This window comes from Streptomyces sp. NBC_00440 (assembly GCF_036014215.1).
GTDB lineage: Bacteria > Actinomycetota > Actinomycetes > Streptomycetales > Streptomycetaceae > Streptomyces.
Window position 1 is genome coordinate 1,410,602 of record NZ_CP107921.1, and the last position, 21,220, is coordinate 1,431,821.

Consider the following 21,220-nt stretch of genomic DNA (forward strand, 5'->3'; position numbering starts at 1 on the left):
ATGCACTTCAGGACACGCCTTCAGGAGGCACGCCTTCAGAACACGCCCTGCGTACGGGAGGGAGCGTCAGCCGATCGTCGCTCCGAAGGCGGCCAGCGCCGCGGGCACCGGCTGGAAGAACGTCTCGCCGCCGGCGGAGCAGTCACCGCTGCCGCCCGAGGTCAGACCGATCGCGCTGTCGCCCGAGAAGAGCGCGCCGCCGCTGTCGCCGGGCTCGGCGCAGACATCGGTCTGGATGAGGCCGTTGACGACATCGCCGTTGCCGTAGTTGACGGTGGCGTTGAGCCCCTTCACCGTGCCGCCGTGCACCTGGGTGGTGGAACCGCTGCGCTGGACCGCCATGCCGACCGTCGCGTCGGCCGCCTTGGTGATCGGCTGCGTCTTGCCGTTGTAGAGGTCGACCTCACTCGGGTGCGGGGTGTCCGATGTGTACTTCACCAGGCCGTAGTCGTGGCCGGGGAAGTCGGAGGCCGCGTTGGTGCCGATCTCGGATCCGCCCTGCGAGTCCGACCAGCTGCTGACGGCCTGGGTGCAGTGCCCGGCGGTGATGAAGTACGGCTGGCCGTCCTTGACCACGTTGAAGCCGAGCGAGCAGCGGGCGCTGGAGCCCCAGATGGCGTCGCCGCCCGCGATGAGGGGCTTGAACTCCCCCGCGCTGCGCTTGAGTTCGGCCTTGGCGCCGAGGCCCTTGACGACGCTGTCCAGCTTCGAGAGCTTCGCCCCGGAGACGGTGCGGTCGGCGGTGACGACGATCTTGTTACTGACCGGGTCCACCGCCCATGAGGTGCCCGGCAGCGATGCCTTGTCGGCCAGGGTCTTGCGCGCACCGGTCAGTGCGGTCATCGAGTTCTGGACGACTCTCGCTCGGCCGCCCGCCTTGCGCACACCCTGGGCCGCCGCCTCGTCGACGACGTTCACCACCAGGTGCTTGCTCTTGGCGTCGTAGTACGAACCGGCCGCGTCGGCGCCCAGTTCGTGGGTCAGCGTCGAGGCCAGGGTCCCGGCCGCGGCCACGGACAGCGTCTTCACCGGGGATGCCGGTGCTGCCTCGCTGGCGTTGGCCGTCTGGAAGGTGACGCCTGCGGCGATCAGCGCGGCGGCGCCGGTCGCTGCCGCGATCACTCGGCGCTTGGGTATGCGTCGGTGCTTCAACTTCGACCTCCTGTGGGGGCCGCTTCCGGCCATGTGGGGTGACCGGAAGCGGAGGATGGAGCCGCCCACTATTCCGACAGTCACAGCTCGCACACAAGGTCGACCCATGGACGGGCACACGACACCAACAAGGCACCCGCACTCCGTTCACGAATGGGCAGTCCGGCAGGGGGACTCAAGCGGAGATAAGCCCCACCGGATGACAAACAGAAGCCGTTGCCCGACGGCCGCCGTCCGCTATCCACCGCCGGAGGACCGGATTGCGACCGGATTGCAACCGTGTTGCGGGCGGATTGCGGGCGCGGCCCCGTCCGTATCCGCACTTTCCCTGCAACTCCCTCCCCCGGAAATCGCTCTGATGGGTAATCATCGGAACGAAGGGGGATGCCAGTGCACACGATGCATGCATACGGCACAGAGGGACCGGGGCTGCGCGGGCGGGTTCGCGCGCCGGACGGACGTCATCTCACAGTGGAGCGCCTCGGCGATCCGCGCGGCAGGCCGGTGTTCCTGCTGCACGGCACACCGGGCAGCAGACTGGGGCCCGCCCCGCGCGGCATGGTGCTCTATCAGCGCAGAATGCAGCTCATCGCCTTCGACCGCCCCGGCTACGGAGGCAGTGACCGGCTGCCGGGACGCAGCGTCGCCGATGTCGCCCAGGACGTCGGGGCGATCGCGGACGCGCTGGGAATCGAGAAGTTCGCCGTCGCCGGGCGGTCGGGTGGCGCACCCCACGCGCTGGCCTGTGCGGCCCTGCTGCCCGGCCGGGTCACCAGGGCGGCCGCCCTGGTGACGCTCGCCCCGCGGGACGCCGTCGGGCTCGACTGGTTCGAGGGCATGGCCGCGTCCAACGTCCGGGAGTACACCAGCGCTTCCGACGACCCCGACGGTCTGGCGGCACGGCTCATCCCGCGCTCGGCGGAGATCAGGAAGAACCCCGTCCGCCTGCTCGACCAGCTGTTCAGCGACCTCACCGACTCCGACCGCAGAGTCGTCAACGACGCGGGCGTACGGGCCATGCTGCTGCGCAACTACCAGGAGGCGCTGCGCACTTCACCGTACGGCTGGATCGACGACGCGCTGGCGTTCTCCCGCCCCTGGGGTTTCGACCCCGCCGACATCCGCAGCCCGATCATGCTGTGGCACGGGGTGAAGGACGTCTTCTCACCCGTCGGCCACTCGCGCTGGCTGGCCCGGCGCATCCCGGGCGCGACGGCCGTACTCGAACCGGCCGCCGCGCACTTCGACGCGCTGCACGCGCTCCCCCGCATCCTCAACTGGCTGCTGGACGAGTGAGAACCGGGGCGCGCGGCGCGATCCGGACCGTCACACCACGAGCGGCTCCAGGTCCCGGCTGAACCGCCGCGCGTCGCCCGCGATCCCCACGTAGTCGTGGTCGTCACCGAGCTGCCGCTGCAGCTCGGTGACGGTCTCCGCCCTCAGCAGCTGCGCCTCCTCCTTGCGGCCGAGCGCGTCCAGCGTCACCGACATGTTGGACGCACAGGCCAGGGTCTCCGGATGGTGGGCGCCGACGACCTCGCGCAGCGCCGCGACCACCCGGCGCTCGATCTCCAGCGCCTTGGGGAGATCGCCCAGCTGGGCCGTGACATTGGCGAGGTTGACGGTCGCGAACAGCACATGCGGATGGCGGGGGTTCAGTACGTCGCTCATCGCCCTGATCGTGCTGGCGAGCACCGACTCCGCGGTGTCCAGCGCCCCGCAGGCCCCCTGGTAGATGCCGAGGTTGTTCATGGCGGTGAGGGTGTACGGGTGCCGCTCCCCCGGCATCTTCATGTACTGGTCGACCACCGCCTGCGCGGTGTCCCGTGCTCCCACCGCGTCCCCGGCGGCGAACAGGTCGGCCGCGAAGTTCAGGTCGCAGGCCAGCCAGTCCGGGTTCGCCACCGTGTACTTGATGCGGTACCTGTCCCGGGTGGCCGAGGTCAGCCGCCTGGCGTCCTCCGGACGGCCGGCCCTGCGCAGCGAGACGGCCAGGCTCTTGGCCGCCGCGAGCGTACCGGGGAAGGCCCGGCCCAGCTGCTCCTTGAAGATCTGGTACGTCCGCGAGAGCAGCGCGACGGAGTCCTCGTACCGGCCGACCTCGCGCAGGTCGCGGGCGAGGTTCTGCGCGGACGAGAGGGTGTACGGATGTTCCGGGCCGAGCACTTCGGTGCGCCGGTCGTAGACGTCCTGGTCCATCTCGCGGGCGCGGGCGTACTGGCCGGCGATCCGCAGGTTCAGCGCCAGGTTGTTGGCCGCGGCCAGGGTCCTCGGATGCGACTCGTCGAAGATCTCCTTGAACCCCTCGTACGCCTCGGTCGCCAGCGTCATGGCCCTGCTGTACTCACCGACCGCGCCGAGGTCCATGGCCAGGGCGCTGGTGGTCATGTAGGTGTGCGGATGCGAGGGGCCGAGCTCCGGGAGCTGTTCGCGCTGGCGTCGCAGGGTCTCCTCGTCCAGCTCCATGGCCTCCACGTAACGGCCTCGCGAGCGGAGGATGTTGGAGAGGTGGAAGCGGAGGTAGAGGTACTGGAGGTCGTTGTTGCCGAGGCGTTCGCGCCAGACCTCGCGCAGCTCGCCGGCGAGCGCCGCTGCCGTGACGAAGTCGCCGCGTTTCCACAGGTAGCGCACCCGGTCGATCATCAGCCGGCGGGTCTCCGGCTCCTTGCAGAGCCTGGCCTCCGACGGGCCCAGGTGCGGCCAGATGGGGGCGAAGTCGGGCCAGGTGCCGGGGTTGTCTATGGGCTCGTCACCGTCGGGCCTGGCGCCCGCGAGGATCATGTGGACGGCGTGCCGTGCGTCGTCCCGCTCCGCGTGGGTGAGCTGTGCCTTGATCACGGCCTGCACCAGGCGGTGCACCTGGATGGAGCCGCCCACCGGGTCCACCTTGGCGAGCGCGAAGCGGCCGATCTCCCGGATGACCCGGCCGAGCACCAGCTTCTCCTGGAGCGTCGCGTCGTACGGCTTGAGCGCGTCGATCATCTCCCGGCTGTAGAGGAGCTTCGCCGAGATCGGTTCCGGTGCGAAGAAGGCGCAGAGCTGGAGCAGCCGGACCGCGGCGGGCGAGCGCTCCTTGAGGCGGGCGATGGACACGTTCCAGGTGGCGGCCACCGGTTCGGGGTATCCGGCGGGCTGGTTGAGGCCGAGGACGCTCTCGGCCTCCTGGGCCAGCTGTTCCAGATAGGTGTCGACGGGGGTGGCGGTCTCGGCGATCCAGGCGGCCGCCTGCTCGACGGCGAGCGGCAGGTCGCCCACCGCCTCGGCGACCCGGGCCGCGTCGTCGGCGGAGAGGCCGGGCGCCCGGCGCTGGATGTGCTCGACGGACTCCTCCCGCATGAAGACGTCGACGGGCAGCGCGTCCCCGTACTGCGACCAGGTCTGGTTCCGCGAGGTCACCAGCACATGGCCGGGGCCGCCCGGCGGGAAGAAGCGCTTCAGCTGCTCGGGGTCGTCCGCGTTGTCGAAGACCAGCAGCCAGCGCGAGGTGGGCACCCCGCGGCGCAGCAGGTCGATGGCCTCCTGCGAGGCGGACGCCATGTCGTCGGCGCCCTGGGTGCCGAGACGGACGGCGAGTTCGGCGAGGCCGGCGATCACGTCGTCGGTCTGTTCGGCGGAGATCCACCAGACCAGGTCGTAGTCGGCCATGAAGCGGTGCACGTACTCCAGGGCCACCTGGGTCTTGCCGACGCCGCCGAGGCCGTACAGCGTCTGGGGCTGCGGCAGGACCACGGCCATCCCGCCGCCGAGCTGGTCGCGCATCCGCTCCAGTACCAGGGAGCGCCCGGTGAAGCCGGAGTTGCGGGCCGGTGCGTTCCAGATCTTCGGGACGGTGCCGGGGAACCGCGGCCCCGGCGCCACCCCGTCGACGGCCTGGCCGCCCGGCCGGTCCACCGACCGCAGCAGCGCCGTGGTGGCGTGCACTTCGTCCAGCCGGAACAGGTCGACCGGGTTGCGGTCGATGTACGGCGTGGTCAGCCGTACGTCACCGACGCGCAGCGGCAGCAGATGTCTGCGGGTCCCCGAGGGGTCCTCGGCCGCCGAGCGCTGCCAGACCTCCACCGCGCGGGCCGACTTGAGATAGGCGCTGGAGAGGACGACGACGGTACGGGCCGCGCCTTCGGCCGCCGCGGTCTCCGCGTCGGACGGCGGCGCCTCGGCGGACACGTCGCGCGGCACCACCCGGAAGCCGGCGCGGGTGAGCACCGACTCGATCCAGTCGGCCCACATCCGGTTCTCCGCCACATAGCTGAGCAGCAGATCGGCGGGGAGCGCGGGGCGGCGCCGGGTGAAGGCGTCCCTGATGCGCAGCCTGACCTCTTCGGGGATCTGCGGCATCGAGGTGATCTGCCGGTTCGTGACGACGGAGGCGAGCCGTTCGAAGGCGGAGAGCAGCGAGTTGGTGAGCCCGGCCTCGTCGCCGAAGGTGGCCAGGGTCTCCTCGTAGGCGTAGTAGGGGCGGTACGGGATCTCGACCGCTCCCCAGTACGCGGTGAGCTCCTCGCCCGTGAGCCCGCGCGGCAGTCCGTCGAACCGGAGCCTGGCCAGGGCCCGTCCGGCGTCCGCCTTCTCCTTCTCGCCCTCGTCGATCCGCATCGGGACGGGCAGGATCTGGATGCCCCGGCCGCCGTCGTGCTTGTCGATCTGGCGGGCCACTGCGGCGGCGCCGTCGATGGACTGGTCGCTGAGGGTGAAGCAGTCGACGAGCGCGTCGGGCAGATGGACGGTGCAGATGTCGGCGATGTCGCTGAGGCCGGTCCTGCTGTCGATGAGGACGTAGTCGTAGTTGGCCTTCATGTCGTCGCGCAGCGCGTCGAAGAAGTGGCCGCCGCCGAGCCGGTCGTAGAAGTTGTCCCAGTCGAAGGTGGAGACGGTGGCCGAGTACTCGCGGTTCTGCCGGCCGGCCGACACGAAGTCGAGCGTGCCGCCGTCGGGGAACTCCCAGCCCAGCGTCTCCGGTGTCAGCGAGACCGCGTGCTGCTGGATACGGGCGTAGTCCCGGTGCCAGTCGTCGGGGCGCGGGACGGGGCTGGTGGCCGCCCAGGCGTACTCGGTGATCAGGTCGATGATCCCGGTGGTTGCGCCGAGCGTGGACGGGTCGAGGAAGGGGTGGAAGAAGCGGTAGAGGCCCGGTGCCTCCAGGTCCCAGTCCACCGCGAGGACGCGTTTGCCGTTGGCGGCCAGGATCCAGGCGGTGTTGGCCAGGGCCATGGTCCGGCCGGTACCTCCCTTGTACGAGTAGAAGGTGACGATGCGTCCGTCACGACCTGCCGTCATCCGTGTCCTCCGCATCGAGCGCGAGATCCTGAGTAGCCGGTATGTAGCGGGTGGCGGCCTGTTCGGTCGCCATCGGGCCGATGAGCCGGGGCCGTTCGTGGTGACCGCCGCCGCCCGGCGGGTAGACGGCGGCGTGCTTCAGATACTGCTGGGCGGCGGCCTCCACCACCTGGGGCAGGATCTGGCCGAAGGCCTCCATGCTCGGGACGCCCTTGGCCGCCGCTCTCGACGCGGCGCGCCCCTCCCGCATCTTGGACGGCATGGTGTCCTCCAGACGGCCGGTGAGCTCGGCCTCGGAGGCTCTGCTCTGGTGGTCGTCGCGGTTCCAGGGGACCACCACACTCACCCAGGGGCGGTGCTCGGAGTCGAAGGCGGAGAGCCGCTGGCGCCGCTCGTCGTCGTGCAGGGCCCAGCGGTCGACGAGCAGGACCTCGGGGCGTGACGGCGGCTGTTTCCCGTCGAGATGGAGTACTTCCTCGTCGAACGAGGTGACGGTGGCCTGGTAGTTGAGCGAGCGGACCAGGTCCTCGGCGAGCCGGGACAGCGGCTGCGCGGAGACCGGGTGGTACGGATTCCAGTCCAGCGGGGTGTCCCCGTAGTACTCGGAATGCCGGCCGTCGGGAAGGTCGTGGCGGGTGGGCGCGGCGACGGTCAGTTTCATCGGGCGCGGGCCCGCACTGGGCGGGCCGAAGGCGCTGGGTATGGCCCGGTAGTCGACGGGGCGGCACGGGCCGACGTCCGATGCGTCGGCGACGCTCACAATGCGTTTGGCCAGTTCGTAGACGGCCCGCTCGTACTCCTCGGCGAATATCCGCAGTTTGACGAGACCGTAGAGCCCGTCGGTCACATAGCGCTCACCGAACGCCCGGTGGTTGAACTGCAACCGCGCTGCCGGGCCCGGCAGTTGGTGCGGCGGCACGGGGACCCAGAGGGCGGGGACTATCGCGTCGGCCGTGCGGTTGCTGCGGACCTGTTCCTGAATGGCGCGCTGGGCGAAGGCGTACCACTCCTTGCCGCACATCTCGCTGCCGAAATAGCGGGGCGAGAAGAGCGGTACGAAGACCCGGCAGGTGGCGAGGACTTCGCCGAGCCGCTCCGACCAGCCCTCCCCCGACCGCAGCTCCCGGTCGATGAAGCCCGCGGGCGCTCCCGCGGGCAGATTGGTCATGGCCATCACATGGGCGCAGAGGTCACGGAAGAGCCGCTCGACCCACATGTCCGGGTCGGGCCCGACGGCTCCGTGTTTCGGAGTGTGCGCATAGCTGAGAAAAAAATACGGCCTGTGGTTCGCCGCTCTCGGCTGTTCCGATGCTGCCAACTCGGCCCCCCGTCGTCCATGAAGACATCATTCCGGAGCGAAGAGTCTCCACCCCGTCGACGTTCGGTCAATCAACGCCGCTTTTCGGTCATCCATTTCATCGCGTGCTCCACAGCGTCCTTGATCGGGAACGCCGTGGCGGCCGCGTTCCCCAGCTTCCCCTCCCGCAGGCTCCCGCGGGGGAAATCCGCACCGATCAGTTCGAAATCGCTGTCGTCGAGTTCGACGTCCCGGTATTCGAACCACTCACGCCGCCCGCCCGTACTGACCACGCAGCGGTACAGCTGCGTCGGGATATCCGGAATCCGGTATTCAGCAAGGTGGAAGGAGGTGCACACACCGAATCCCACATTGATCATCAATTCCTCCGCACCGGCGGCGGCTAGCCTGCCCAGCGGGGACTCCTCACCGAGGTGGCAGTCGGCAGGATGGTCCTTTACCAGCTCTTCGGCGCGCGCGCCCAGCGCGGCGAACGAGGTCTGGGGGTGGCTGCTGCGGACCGCGCCCGGGGAGAGCCGTACACATTCAGCCAGCCGGCCCATCCCGGGGCACGGTGTACGGGCGGGATCGAAGGCGGGCATCGCGGCGAGGAAGCGGTCCCTGGCGTCCGCGGTGAGTCCGGCGGTCTGCCGCAGATGGGCCGCCGATGTCGTGGAGTTCTCCGGGGTGAAGGCCGGGACCACCAGCGTCCCGTCCTCGCCCAGTACGCCGAGGAGCTCGTCCCGCAGCGTCCGCGCGTCCAGCCCGGTGCCGCCGAGCGCGGCGTGCACCAGCAGCGTCATCCCCTCCCTGACACCGAGCGCCCTCAGCTCGGCGGCCGGCCCGGCTTCATCGGCCACGGGCGGTCTCCTCCCACTCGTCCCACAGGGCGGCGACCAGGCTCCTGCCACTGACGGTCAGTTCGGCCGCGCCCTCCAGAGCTTCCAGCGCCTGCCGGGTGTGCGCCAGGGTGCGTGCACGGTTCTCTCCTCCGTACGCGGCGAGCGCCACGCCCTCGTAGGCGCAGGACAGCACCTCCGAGACCGGCGCCGGTTCCTGCCGCCGGGCCACCCGGTGCAGCCAGGCGCCGTCCTGGGCGTAGAGATCGGTGACATCCAGGAGCGCGCGCAGCTTCGCCCGGCGCGTGGCGCGCAGCAGGCCCTCGGGGGTGAGGCCGGACAGGGAGACACCGATGGCTCCGGCTCCGTGCCGGCCGACGGCCGGCTCGCCCGCGGTCAGCGGGGTCACCGTGGTGAGCCGGGCGGCGGCGTCCTCGGCGTGCGCGGGTACGGCGGCACGCAGCGCGGACCAGGTGTGCGCGAAGCGCCGGCTCCAGTCGGCGGCGCCTGCCAGGGTGAGGCGCTCCCCGACGGGCGTACCGAAGCAGTCGCGGTACGGGTCCAGATCGTCCAGCGCGAGATCGGGGGCCCCGTCGCAGTCGGTCCGGCGCAGCGGCTGCCAGTCGGCGGTGGCCTCGTCCGGGCGCGGCACGTGCAGTTCGGCGCCCTCGCTTCTGACCAGGAAGCCCTTCTCGGCGATGCGGACCTCGGCACGGCCGCTCCCGGCCGGCCCGGTGAGACGTAACGCCCCGTAGGTCGGAAGGTGCAGCAGACCGCCGGTGTACGCCACGGTGACGGGCAGGTCGAGCCCGCCGCGCAGGGCTCCCGCCGCGACGTGGGCGGCCAGCCTGCTGCCGGGGGTGCCGGTCCGGCCCTGGCGCAGGGCGTCCAGACAACTGAACAGCCAGCTGCGGGCGTAGGGGTGGGCGAGCACGGTGTCGAGCCCGTCGGACCGCTGCTCGACCGTGCCCGCCAGCTCCCAGGCCCGCGCCCACTCCTCGCCGCCGCGGCCCGCCAGCTCCGTGTGCAGCGCGGCGAGCAGAGTGCGGGTCAGGTCCTGCTGTCCGGCGTCCAGCTCCTGCGGATCGGTGAGCGCGGGCGAGGTGGTGGCCGCCGCGGTGCGCGTCTCGATGCCGCGGACCAGGGCCTCCAGGTCGGTGCAGTAGACGCTCTCCTGGTCGAAGGAGCCCGCACGGTAGCGGTGGGTGTAGAGACCGCCCCCGCAGGACCGTACGACGGGGCACTCCCGGCACTTCTCGCCGACACCGGCCAGGCCGAGTTGACGGGCGCGGACCCCGGGGTGGGCCGCGACCTCGTCGAAGGTGTGGCTGAAGACGTCGAACCCGGTGAACGCGGCGCCCTCGTAGGCGCTCTTGAGGGAGTCGACCTGCTCCAGCGTGCCGTCGGTCTCCACGACGACCAGATCGGTGGGGGCCAGGCCCAGCGACTCGGTGAGGCTCGGACCGCCGTTGAGCGTGGAGATGACCGACTCGAAGAGCCGCACGGGGATCTGCCGCCCCTGCGCGTCCCAGCGGTCGAAGACCGTCAGGATCCAGTCGGCGTAGGCGGTCGGCGATCCGGCGGGCCGGTGCGGGGGGTCGTCCCAGGTCGCGTGCGGCAGCAGGAAGTCGATGCGCGGGGGGCCGAGCCCGGTCAGCGCGTCATGGACGGCGACCGGGTCGTTCAGTACGTCGATGGTGCAGAGCAGACCGAGGTCGAGATGGGCGTACCGGTCCTGGCGGAGCAGCTCGACGGCCCTGAGCACCAGCGGATGACTGGTGCGGCCGTCGGCGAAGCGGCGGTGCCGGTCGTTGGAAGCGCGGTCCCCGTCGAGGGAGATGCCGACCCGGACGTTGAACTCGTCGAACAGGTCGAGGTACCGGGGGCTGAGCTGGAGGCCGTTGGTGTGGATCCGGAGGTCGAGCTCGGCGGTCCCTTCCAGGGCCCCGGTGAGCTCCTCACAGACGCGGCGCAGTCGTGCGGGACCTGCCAGCAGTGGCTCCCCTCCGTGCAGGATCACTGACACGGAGGGCAGGTCATGGGTCCTGGCATGCTCCGCCAGTCGCAGAGCTGTCCAGTGGATCGCCTGGTCAGAGATGGCTTTGGGCCGAGTGCGCCAGCTCTGGTCAGCATGTTCGTAGACATAGCAGTGGTCACAGGCAAGATCGCATCTGCTGTGGACCTTGAGGACGATCTCGCGGAATGGGACCAGGGGTCCTGTCATTCCACCAGTCTAGAGCGCCGAATTGAAGGTCGATGCCCTCATCGAGCGACCGGTCGAAGCGGAGAGAACCCGGCCGAGCTGCTTGACAGCCTCGGTACCGCGCACATCGATCTCGGCCAGGGGGACACGCGGCTTCTTGACTGCGCCGGAAGAGGCTGAAGTTACGGACATGATGAGGCCGTCCTTGAGGGATGTTTTCTGGACATGGGCAGGAATGCCGATACTTGCACCGTTGCAGTGTCGGCGGGTCGACTTTACCCTCAACCACACCGAAGGCAACTGAGCGCGACCGGACGCGAGCGAGAACGTCGCACAGAGTGTGCTCCCGAATTCCGGAACACGCCATTCCACCTAAAGAGTGAAGACTGAAGTCGCAGACGGGGGTTCATGTGACGGCGTTTCCCGGTCCAGAGCGGAACCCAGAACGCAGCATGGTCTTCCGGAGTGCCGATCTGCCCGAACTGTTCCACCGGGCCGACGCCCACGCCATCGCCAGACAGGGCGAGGCCGTGGGCTCCACCCGGGCCCAGCTGGTGCTCCTGGTGGTGGGTGCCGCGACGGCGTCCCTGCCCTGGCGGGCGGAGCTCGGGGGTGGCTTCCAGGCCATCGGCGTACTGAGCACGCTGGCCTACGCCGGGGTGCTGCTGCTGACCTTCAGCACCTCCCGCCGCAAGGCCAAGGCACAGTGGCAACTCAACCGCTCGGCAGCCGATTTCATCAAGTCCATGTGCTGGCGATACGCCGTCCACGGCGCCCCCTTCGACGCCGGATCGGCCGATGTGGACGAGCTGTTCATCGGCCGCGTCGGGGAGCAGCTGGAGGAACTGCGCACGGTGGGCTGGGACCAGGAGACACCGGGTCCTGACCTGATCACCCCTCAGATGCGTTCCCTGCGGGCCAAGTCGTTCGAGGTCCGCAAGGAGACCTATGTGCGGGACCGGCTCATCGAGCAGCGCAACTGGTACCGGCGCAAGCAGGAGGTCTCCCGCGGCGCCACCCTCCTGTGGTCGAGTGCCTTCGCGCTGCTCACCCTGGTCGCCCTGGCCTTCGGGGTGTTGCGTGCCCTCTCCATCAGCGAGAACACCGAGGTCGCCGCGGTGGTGTCGGCCGCCGCGGCCTCCGGGGTCGCCTGGAGCGAGTTCCGCCGGCACCAGCCGCTGATAGCGGCGCACGCACTGGTGGAGGAGAAGCTCAAGGCGCTGCATCTGGCGATGGAGAGCCCCCTCACCGAGAAGCAGTGGTCGGCCGCGGTGTACGAGACCGAGCGGGTCGTCTCTCCGCAGTACACCGACTGGCTTGCCCGGCACGGCAGTTGATGCCACGTCACACATTCACCGCGGCACGGGTCAGAAGCAGCCCGCGGGACGGATCAGAAGCTGCGATCGTTTTCAGTCACGTTTCACGCCCTCGCGCCAGATGACCGTCACCGGCTTGCCCGCCTCCAGGGCGTAGCTGACGATGTCGCCCGTACCGCCGAGGCCACGCGCGGGCAGGCCGTCCCAGACGGCCACCAGGCGGTCGCAGTTGTCGGCGATATAGGCGCCGGCCGCGTAGTAGGCCTCGTCCGTGGAGTGCGGGAAGTCCATCCGTACCTCCTGGGTCGCCCTGCCTCTGAGCCGGTGGTAGCCGGCCAGCTCGACCGGGTCGCAGAAGCCCAGTTCGTAGTCACCGCTGGGGATGACCGCGGTCAGTTCGGCGCCGCATTCCAGCGCGATGCAGGCGAAGAGCTGGTCGGCGCCCGCGGCCAGGCTGGAGAGGACCTCCAGGGGCCCCTGGTGGCCGCCGAGCAGAGTGCGCAGCGCCTCCCGCACATGGGCGATGGCGTCGGGCGGAATACTGCGGTGTCCGGTCACTCCGATGCGCTTCATACGCCCCCGCCTTCTGTGAGCTCCCCGCTCCCCCTGACATCCTCTCAAAAGTACGCAAGAGCCCCCGCCCGGAATCCGGACGAAGGCTCTTGCGTCGCTGTGTCAGCGGGGCGGCGACAACCACCCGAGGGGCCCGGTCAGTAGACGCTGACCCCGTAGGCGCTCAGCGCCTCGGTGACGGGCTGGAAGAAGGTCGTACCGCCCGATGTGCAGTCACCGCTGCCGCCGGAGGTGAGACCCAGGGCCTTGGAGCCCGCGTAGAGCGGGCCGCCGCTGTCACCGGGCTCGGCGCAGACCGTCGTCTGGATGAGTCCGGAGACGACGTCCCCGCTGCCGTAGTTGACGGTGGCGTTCAGCGCGGTGACCTTGCCGCTGTGGGTACCGCTGGTGGAGCCGGTCCTGGTCACGGTCTGGCCCACGGTGGGGTTGCCCGCGCTGGTGATGTCCTGGCTGCCGACGGTGCCGTCGTGCGGCACGGCGGAGTTGGTGTACTTGACGATGCCGTAGTCGTTGCCCGGGAAGCTGGTGCCGGCCGTCGGGCCGATGCTCGTGGTGTCGGACGAGTTGGTGTACCAGGCGGGAGAGCCCTCGGTGCAGTGCCCTGCGGTGAGGAAGTAATAGGTCGAGCCACTGCGTACGTTGAAGCCGACGGAGCAGCGCCACTGCGAGGTGTAGATGGCGTCACCGCCCTTGAGGAGCTTGTTGAAGGTGCCGGAGGTGCGCTCGACGCGGATCGCGCCCGCGTTGGCCCCGCTCCGCTGCTTGATCCGGCTGATCTCCGCCGATGAGACCGAGCTGTCCGCGGTGACGACGAGGGTGCCGGTCGCCTTGTCGACGTACCAGGCGGTGCCCGCCACGTCCGCGCCCTGCACGGCGTTGCTCGCGGCCGTCAGCTGCTGGGGGCTGTACGCCGTGGCCTGGTCGGCGTGGGCGGTGGGGACCGTGAGTGCGGCCGCGACCAGCAGGCCGGACGCCACGGCGATCAGCCGGCCGCGTCTCGCGGGGCCGCTGTGGGGGGTGGTGCGCTTGATCCTCATATCAGTTCCTCCGGAAGAGAATCCGCGGGTCCTTCGGTGGGGGGACCCATGAGGCGCAGGCCGGGGCACGGCGGAGCACTCCCGCCGTGTCCCTGACAAACGCGCTGCCGGGAGTACAGCGCGACCCGGCCGTCGGGCGCAAGAGGGCCTTCCGGCCGGGCACGGCCACCGCGAGGTGACGGATCAGCCTGTACGCGCCGTGCGTTCGCCCGCCGTGACCGCGACCGGGAGGGTGTTGCCCGGCGGCGGGAAGGGGCAGATGAAGTGCTCGGCGAAGGCGCAGGGCGGCAGCAGCGTGCGGTTGAAGTCGACGCTCACCCGGCCGTCGGCCGCCGGCGCGGAGGGCCGCAGGAAGCGGAACCGGTAACTGCTCGTTCCGCTGGTGGTATCGGCGAAGACCGCCCACAGCGAGCCGTCCTCCTCCTGCGCGACCTGGAGGGTGTGTTCGTCGCCCTCCAGGTGGAAGGCGAGTTCGCCGGAGAGGCCGAGACCGCGGTCGCGGCCGTCGGCGTTGGGCACCTGGACGGTGCGGCTCGCGCCGTACGGCCGGTAGAGGCCGGGAAGCACCCACTCCGGGTGGTACGGCGTGGCCTCGATCCCGGCGAACGCCCGCCGGTTCGCGGAGTCCGGGTCCCAGACGCGGACCGCCCACAGCCCCTCCCTGCGCACCACGACCAGCCGCCGGTCGCCCTGGGCGATGCGCGCCTGCGCGGGCGGGGTGTGGTCGGCGGTGAGCGCGGTCCGTCCGGTGAACGGCTCTCCGTCGAGGGAGAGTCCGTCCTCGGCGGTGGCCGTCAGCACCACCTCGTCACCGGCCGCTTCCCAGTGGCCCGCTACATCCGGAATCCGTCCGTCCTGCGCGTCGTCGAGCCAGTGGGTGCCGGTCAGGGCCAGCGGACCGTAGGGCGCGGTGACCGTCGCCGTGCGCTGCTCGTGCCACGCCCGCCAGCCGGCCGGCCCCGGCGCCCCTGCTTCCTCGGCAGTCGTGGAGCCGGTGGAGCCATCAGTGGCAGTCGTGGGGCCATCGGTACTGCCCGTTCCTTCTGTCATGGGATCAACCCTTCCATACCGGCTCGGCGAGACCGAGGTGGGAGCGGAGCGTCGGGCCGCTGTACTCGGTGCGGAACACCCCGCGCTCCTGGAGCAGTGGTACGACCCGGTCGACGAAGTCGTCGAGTCCGCCCGGGGTGAGGTGCGGGACGAGGACGAACCCGTCGGCCGCGTCCGCCCGGACGAATTCGTGCAGTTCGGCGGCCACCGCCTCCGGGGTGCCGATGAAGGACTGGCGTCCGGTGGTCTCGATGACCGTCTGCCGGATGGACAGCCCCTTCTCCCGTGAGAGCGCCCGCCACTTCGCGGCGACGGCCTGCGGATCGGCCACCCCGACCCGCCCCTGGACGACATCCGAACCGGGATCGGGGTCGACCTCGGGCAGGGGCCCGTCCGGGTCGTACGAGGAGAGGTCCCGGCCCCAGATCTGCTCCAGGGCGAGGATCGCGTTCTGCGGGGAGACCTGCTGCTCGCGGATGACCGCCGCCCGTTCCTGCGCATCGGCCGCGGTGTCGCCCAGGACGTAGCTGACACCCGGCATGATCTTCAGCTCCGACGGCTCACGGCCGTACTTCGCCAGCCGCCGCTTGGTGTCGGCGTAAAAGGCGCGGCCCGCGTCGAGCGTGCCGTGCCGGGTGAAGATCACGTCGGCGGACGAGGCCGCGAACTCCCGGCCCTCGTCCGAGTCGCCGGCCTGGATGACGACCGGGTGGCCCTGCGGGGAGCGCGGGACGGTGAACTCGCCCGCGATGTCGAAGTGCGGGCCCGTGTGAGCGAAGGGACTCGGGCTGCCGTCGGGGCTCCAGGAGTCCCACAGTTCACGCGCCGTCGCGACGAACTCGGCGGCGCGGGTGTAGCGGTCGGCCCGGTCGAGATAGCCGCCGCGCCGGAAGTTCTCGCCGGTGAAGGCATCGGACGAGGTGACCACGTTCCAGGCGGCCCGCCCGCCGCTGAGGTGGTCGAGGGTGGCGAGCCTGCGGGCGAGTTCGTACGGCTCGTTGAAGGTGGCGTTCACGGTCGCGGCCAGACCGAGCCGGTCGGTGACGGCTGCCAGCGCGTTGAGCAGGGTGATCGACTCGGGTCTGCCGACCACGTCCAGGTCGTGGATGCGCCCCCGGTGCTCGCGCAGCCGCAGCCCCTCGGCGAGGAAGAAGAAGTCGAACCTGCCGCGCTCGGCCGTCCGGGCGAGATGCTCGAAGGAGGAGAACTCGATCTGGCTCCGCGAGCGGGGATCGGTCCACACGGTGGTGCTGTTGACGCCCGGGAAGTGGGCGGCGAGATGCATCTGCTTCTGCTGTGCGGTCACGGCCGTCCCCCCGGGTTCTGCGCGTACCGGCCTGCGGCGCTCGGTGCGTGCCGTCCCCCGGGGCTCCGTGCCGCGTACCGGCCTGCGGGACGGGCCAGTCCCAGATGCTCGCGGAGCGTCGCGCCCGGATAGAACCGGCGCAGCAGGCAGTGGTGCTGGAGCACCGGGACCGTGCCGTCGACGATGAGCGGGAGGTCGCGCTCCACGTCGGCGGGGATCAGATGGAAGCCGTCGGCCGCGTCCTGCTCGTACCAGTCGGCGATCAGCCGGGCGAGGCCCACCGCGTCGGCGCCGGTGTGCAGTTCGACCGGGAGGGATACCAGGACACGCAGCTGGTCGGGGCTGCGGCCGTGGGCGGCCGCCCGGTTCCTGATCTCCTCCCTGCACGTACGGGCGGTGACCGGGTCCTCGGCGCGTACGAGTACGACATCGGCGTGCCGGACGGCCGTCTCGCGGGCCGCCGCACCGGTTCCGTCGACCACCGTGACGGGGTGGCCCTGGGGCGGTCTGGGCACGATCGCGGGTCCCCGGACGGAGAACGTACGGCCGGTGAAGTCGGTGTAGTGCAGCCTGTCGCGGTCGATGAAGCGGCCGGTGGCCACATCGCGGATCTCCGCGTCGTCGTCCCAGCTGTCCCACAACCTGGCCGCCACGTCGGCGACTTCGCCGGCCTCGTGCCAGAGCTCGTCGTGGGGCGCGGCGTCGCGGCGTCCGAAGAGTGCGGCCTCGGCCGCGGTGTCCGACACCGCGGTGCGCCAGCCGGCCCGGCCGCGGCTGACCCAGTCCAGGGTGGCGACGGCCGACGAGACATGGAACGGCTCGGTGTGGGTGGTGGTCACGGCCGGTACCAGGCCGATCCGTCCGGTCCCGGGGGCGACGCGGGCGAGCACGGCGAGGGCGTCGGGCCCCGGCCGGGCGAAGGAGTCGTCGAGGGTGATGAAGTCGAGGTTGCCGCGCTCGGCGAGGAGCGCGAGGCGGGTGTAGTGGCCGGCGTCGTACCGCGGCCGGCCGCCGATCTCGGCGGCGAGGTGGAGGGGGCGGGGCACTGGCATGGTCAGGAGTCCTTTCACAGGACCTTGGAGAGGAAGGCGCGGGTCCGCTCATGCTCCGGGTGGTCGAGCACGGCGGCGGGCGGGCCCTGCTCCACGATCCGGCCCTCGTCCATGAAGACCACCGTGTCGGCGGCCTCCCGGGCGAAGCCGATCTCATGGGTGACGACGATCATCGTCGTGCCCTGGGCGGCCAAGTCCTTGATGACATCGAGGACTTCACCGACGAGTTCGGGGTCGAGAGCCGACGTGGGCTCGTCGAACAGGAGCAGGCTGGGTTCCAGGGCGAGCGCGCGGGCGATGGCCACCCGCTGCTGCTGTCCGCCGGAGAGCCTGCCCGGGTAGGCGGACGCCTTGTCGGCGAGCCCTACCCGGGCCAGCAGCTCCTGCGCGGCCGCCTCCGCCTGCTTCCTGGGCCTCCCGAGGGCGGCCACGGGGGCTTCGGTGATGTTCTCCAGCACGGTCAGGTGCGGGAAGAGATGGAAGTTCTGGAAGACGAAGCCGATCCGGGTGCGCTGTTTGAGCACCTCGCGCTCGGGCAGTTCGTGGAGACGGTCGCCGGAGCGGCGGTAGCCGACCAGGGTGCCGTCCACGCTGATCCAGCCGCGGTCCACCTTCTCCAGGTGGTTGATGGTCCGCAGCAGGGTCGACTTCCCCGAACCGGACGGGCCGAGTACGACGGTCACCTCACCGGTGCGGACTGTCAGGTCGATCCCGCGCAGCACTTCGAGAGGGCCGAAGCTCTTGTGCACGGCCCTGATCTCGACCATGGCGGGGGCCGGGTCCGACGCGTCCGCCGGACCGGTCCTCCCCGGGCCGGCATCCGTCAGTCCGGCCTGCGCCGGGCCGGTATTCGTCGGGCCGGTCTTCGTCAGTCCGGTCGTCGTCGGGCTCGTTGTCATCGTGCGGACTCCTTGAGCAGGGTGAGGGCAGCGCGCGCGGTGGCGTCGTTCTGCCGGAATGCGGGGGCGTTCGTGTGCGGCCTGGCGAAGGCGCCGGCCGAACGGGCCGTGGTGTGCGGGCCGAGTGCGAAACGCCGCGGATGCGGCCCTGTGCCGCGCTCCACGACCCGTCCGTCGGACGGGTCCACGACGAGCAGGCCCGCAGCGCTGGACCGCGCCCCGTCCTCGTACAGCGCGTTCAGCAGGGCGCTGCGGGTGCGCGCGGGCGAGGGTGCGGGCAGCCTCGCCTCGACCAGAGCGCGGGCCTCGACGCGCTCCCCCGGAACACTCGCGCTGCCCGCACTGAACACCCCGCGGCTCTCGTCGGCGGCGACGGTGATGCCCGCGCCGAGGAACCGCACCACACCGGCGCGGGACAGGGCGAGGAGCTGCCGCAGCCGCGGTCCCGGCGGGCCCGACGCCAGATAGCTGAAGAATCCGTGCCAGCGGGCGCCGCCCTCACCGGTGTCGCCGAGGCGGGTCAACTGACCGTAGACCGAGAGCAGTCCGAGGAAGACCGCCAGGTCCGGGCTGTGCGCCGGGTCGTGGCGGCGGGTGAGATCGGCCTCGATGCAGCCGCGCAGGCTCTCCTGGAGTGCGTCGAGGGAGTCATGGCGTACGCCGTCCAGCGGCCGGTCGAGCGCCGCCGGGTCGAAGCGGTCGGCGGGGTCGGGGACGGCGTCCTCGGCCAGCGCGGCCAGTTCCGGCCCGGTGTCGGCTGCGGCGTACTTCTCCTCGAAGACCGGCCACTCGACGGTGGTACGGCCGGGGTGCGCGGTGAAGAGCCGGTGGTAGTGGGCGAATCCGAGCTCCCGGTCGATGAGCGGCCGTACGTCGCGGTCGAAGTCGACCGGCCCCGGCGCGGCGAGCAGCTGGTCCACCTGCTCGGGCCCGAAGAACCGTGGCAGCGGCGGGCGTTCGCCGGTCCAGCCGTAGCCGATCTTGGAGTGGTACGGCACTCCGCGCCGCGATCCGACGTACAGGACCGGCTCCCGGCCGGAGGGCAGATACTCCCCCCGTGCGTCGTACCGGCCGCCGCGCCCCTCGGTGAGGAGCACCATCAGGTCGACGAAGGCGAGGCCGAAGCCGCGGACGACGACCGGTTCGCCGGCGCCGAGCACCGACAGGTCGCTGTCCGCCGTGAAGGCGGGCGGCAGGTGCACGAGCCCGTGCCGCTGGGCGAACCTGGCCAGTTCGCGCTGTTCCTCGTCGGGATCCGCGTCCAGGTGGCCGACGGTCAGCACCACCAGATCGGCGATGACCGGCTCGGCCTCCCCCTCCAGCCACACCTGCTGGAGGCCGTCGGCCGGACCACTGATCCGTACCGCGCGCGTCCGGTGCCGGCGTACCGCGGAGCCCGGCGGCAGCGCGGCCACGGCCTCCTCGTACACCCAGCGCAGATAGCGGCTCTGCGCCTGCCGGGTGGGGAAGGTCCGCGGGTCGGCCCCGGACCACTCGGCGAAGTCGGGGCCCGGACGTACGGGGCCCTCCAGGGGCTGCGCGGATTCGTCGGTGAACATGGTGACGTCGGCCGCCATGGAGTTCATCCACAGCAGGGGTGACTGGTCCTGGCGCCAGATGCGCCCGCCGCCCGGCGGGTAGGGGTCGATCAGATGGATGTCGAGCGGCTGGTTCCCGTACAGCGAAGGGGCGTTGGCGGCGAGCCTCTCCAGGAATCCGGTGCCGCGCGGACCGGCCCCGACCACCGCCACGGACCCCCTCACCGGGCACCGCGCGCGTAGTACCGCTCGATGTAGTGCTGGCCCGCGCTGAGCACCGAGGTGACGAGCGCGTACCAGATGGTGGCGACCAGCAGCAGCGGGATGACCTGGTACGTGCGGTGGTAGACGAGCTGCACGGAGTAGAGCAGGTCCTGGACGGCGATGACGGAGACGATCGATGTGCCCTTGAGCGTGCCGATGAGCATGTTCCCCGCGGGCGGCACGATCGACCGCATGGCCTGCGGCAGCACGATCCGCCGCAGCCTGCGCCACCGGCCGAGCCCCAGCGACTCGGCCGCCTCGGTCTGGCCGCGTCCGACGGAGAGGATGCCGCCGCGTACGACTTCGGCCGCGTATGCCGCCTCGTGCAGGGTCAGCCCGACGATGGCGACGGTGACCGGACCGAGGAGGTCGACGGTCCTGACGCCCAGAATCCGCGGGTAGAGCGCTCCGATGTTGAACCAGAACAGCAGCTGCACCAGGATCGGCGTCGACCGGAAGAGCCAGATGTATCCCCAGCCGACCGCGCGCAGCACGGGGTTGGCGGACATCCGCGCCACGGCGAGCAGGGTGCCGAGGGTGAAGCCGAGCACCATGACGGCGGCGGTGAGCCAGAGGGTCAGGCCGAGACCGCGCAGTACGGCGGTGGTCGCGAAGTAGTCGGCGACCACGCCCCACTGGAAGGCCTCGTTGCGGACGACGGAGGTGATGGCGGCGGCGAGCAGTACCAGCACCACGGCGGCCGCCGCCCACTGGCCGGTGCGGCGGACCGGCACGATGCGCGGCACCGGGCCGTCGTCCGCGGGCGGTGCCTGGGAGAGCTGGGGAAGGGTGTCTGACGACGCGGACATGAGAAGGCTCCGTGGATGCAGAGATCGAACACGGTGATGCCTTCACGCGGTGCAGCAGCGGACCGAGCCCCTCAGCACGGTCCGCTGCCGAGATTACGGCGCTGGTTCCGTGCGCTGTCAAGGCTGTCCATACTGTGGGCGTTACGTCCGGCGGCAGTTGACGGGGTAACGGATGCCTGTTCCACTTGGGCCATGCATCCGCAGCAGTGGCTGGTCACCCGCTCCCACATCGACTTCGGTCGAGTGTGGTCCTCTTCCTGTTGAGCTGACCCCCGCTCTTTCTCGCTGCGCGTGTTTCCTCCGCGTATCGCCTTTCTTGCTTCTGCGCCCTTTCCGGGCCGCCTCTTTCACGCGATCTCGTCCCGCGCTCGCGCCGCGGCATCGTGCTGATCCCTCACGCCTTCACCCGCGCAGCGCTTTCCCCACCACTCCCCTCGCCACTCCCCTCGCCATTCCCCCTGTCCGCCTTCCCTGTGGCCCTTCCGCCGTTCCCTCCCGCCCTGTCACGGCTGTGAATCCGTGAATCCGTGTATCCGTGAATCCGTCATGCGCGATCCCCGGGGCCAGGGCCGGAACGGCGGTCGTGCCGTGCACATCTGGAGAATCCGACG

At 70.8% G+C, this 21,220-nt stretch carries 16 protein-coding genes; 2 read left to right on the forward strand and 14 right to left on the reverse strand.

Translation table 11 applies throughout. From position 1 onward, the window contains the following. Positions 1-66: 66 nt before the first annotated feature. On the reverse strand, positions 67-1,152 hold the full coding sequence (locus OHB13_RS06345) for a S1 family peptidase (protein ID WP_328376173.1): 1,086 nt from the start codon (positions 1,150-1,152) through the stop codon (positions 67-69). A 399-nt stretch (positions 1,153-1,551) separates the two neighbouring features. On the opposite strand from OHB13_RS06345, the gene OHB13_RS06350 reads away from it, so the two are divergent. Further along, entirely contained in the window at positions 1,552-2,448 is an 897-nt protein-coding gene (locus OHB13_RS06350) for an alpha/beta fold hydrolase (RefSeq protein WP_266861205.1), read from the forward strand. A 30-nt stretch (positions 2,449-2,478) separates the two neighbouring features. Here the strand turns inward: OHB13_RS06350 and fxsT are convergent, their stop codons facing one another. The 5 genes from fxsT to fxsA all read right to left on the reverse strand — a co-directional run bounded on the left by fxsT (position 2,479) and on the right by fxsA (position 10,957). Further along, positions 2,479-6,426, reverse strand: coding sequence for an FxSxx-COOH system tetratricopeptide repeat protein (fxsT, locus tag OHB13_RS06355; RefSeq protein WP_266858512.1), 3,948 nt, complete (start codon positions 6,424-6,426; stop codon positions 2,479-2,481). Next, complete coding sequence (gene fsxC / locus OHB13_RS06360) at positions 6,410-7,744, reverse strand: FxsC protein (RefSeq protein WP_266858510.1); 1,335 nt, start codon at positions 7,742-7,744, stop codon at positions 6,410-6,412. The genes fxsT and fsxC overlap by 17 nt, the downstream gene beginning before the upstream one ends. Positions 7,745-7,815: 71 nt before the next feature. Beyond that, positions 7,816-8,583: an aminoglycoside N(3)-acetyltransferase gene (locus OHB13_RS06365; RefSeq protein WP_405749973.1), complete on the reverse strand. Its 768-nt coding sequence runs from the start codon at positions 8,581-8,583 to the stop codon at positions 7,816-7,818. After that, entirely contained in the window at positions 8,573-10,786 is a 2,214-nt protein-coding gene (gene fxsBH, locus OHB13_RS06370) for a radical SAM/SPASM protein FxsBH, inactivated beta-hydroxylase extension form (RefSeq protein ID WP_328376176.1), read from the reverse strand. Before fxsBH ends, OHB13_RS06365 begins: the two co-directional genes overlap by 11 nt. A 9-nt stretch (positions 10,787-10,795) precedes the next feature. Next, positions 10,796-10,957 carry an FxSxx-COOH cyclophane-containing RiPP peptide gene (gene fxsA, locus OHB13_RS06375; protein ID WP_266858506.1) on the reverse strand — a complete coding sequence of 54 codons (162 nt, stop codon included), beginning with the start codon at positions 10,955-10,957 and terminating at the stop codon, positions 10,796-10,798. Between the two features lie 260 nt (positions 10,958-11,217). Here fxsA and OHB13_RS06380 point away from each other — a divergent pair, with 260 nt between their 5' ends. Then, positions 11,218-12,102, forward strand: a complete 885-nt coding sequence (locus OHB13_RS06380) for a DUF4231 domain-containing protein (RefSeq protein WP_328376178.1) — start codon at positions 11,218-11,220, stop codon at positions 12,100-12,102. A 72-nt stretch (positions 12,103-12,174) separates the two neighbouring features. On the opposite strand, the gene OHB13_RS06385 is transcribed toward OHB13_RS06380, so the two are convergent. The 8 genes from OHB13_RS06385 to OHB13_RS06420 form a co-directional block, all read right to left on the reverse strand. After that, on the reverse strand, positions 12,175-12,654 hold the full coding sequence (locus OHB13_RS06385; RefSeq protein WP_328376180.1) for a hypothetical protein: 480 nt from the start codon (positions 12,652-12,654) through the stop codon (positions 12,175-12,177). A gap of 137 nt (positions 12,655-12,791) precedes the next feature. After that, positions 12,792-13,691 (reverse strand): S1 family peptidase, encoded by a 900-nt coding sequence (locus OHB13_RS06390; RefSeq protein WP_328376181.1) that lies wholly within the window; start codon positions 13,689-13,691, stop codon positions 12,792-12,794. Positions 13,692-13,874: 183 nt separating this feature from the next. Next, positions 13,875-14,741, reverse strand: coding sequence for a DUF1684 domain-containing protein (locus OHB13_RS06395; RefSeq protein WP_328376183.1), 867 nt, complete (start codon positions 14,739-14,741; stop codon positions 13,875-13,877). A gap of 4 nt (positions 14,742-14,745) precedes the next feature. Next, positions 14,746-16,026, reverse strand: coding sequence for an NtaA/DmoA family FMN-dependent monooxygenase (locus OHB13_RS06400; protein ID WP_328380226.1), 1,281 nt, complete (start codon positions 16,024-16,026; stop codon positions 14,746-14,748). Between the two features lie 17 nt (positions 16,027-16,043). Further along, positions 16,044-17,099, reverse strand: coding sequence for an LLM class flavin-dependent oxidoreductase (locus tag OHB13_RS06405; protein ID WP_328376185.1), 1,056 nt, complete (start codon positions 17,097-17,099; stop codon positions 16,044-16,046). A gap of 14 nt (positions 17,100-17,113) precedes the next feature. After that, positions 17,114-17,866 carry an amino acid ABC transporter ATP-binding protein gene (locus tag OHB13_RS06410; protein ID WP_266861199.1) on the reverse strand — a complete coding sequence of 251 codons (753 nt, stop codon included), beginning with the start codon at positions 17,864-17,866 and terminating at the stop codon, positions 17,114-17,116. Between the two features lie 128 nt (positions 17,867-17,994). Next, the gene (locus OHB13_RS06415; RefSeq protein WP_443062929.1) at positions 17,995-19,749 is read right to left on the reverse strand and encodes an FAD/NAD(P)-binding protein; all 1,755 of its coding nucleotides are present in this window, start codon (positions 19,747-19,749) and stop codon (positions 17,995-17,997) included. A gap of 8 nt (positions 19,750-19,757) precedes the next feature. Further along, on the reverse strand, positions 19,758-20,609 hold the full coding sequence (locus OHB13_RS06420) for an amino acid ABC transporter permease (protein ID WP_328376189.1): 852 nt from the start codon (positions 20,607-20,609) through the stop codon (positions 19,758-19,760). Between the last annotated feature and the right edge of the window lie 611 nt (positions 20,610-21,220).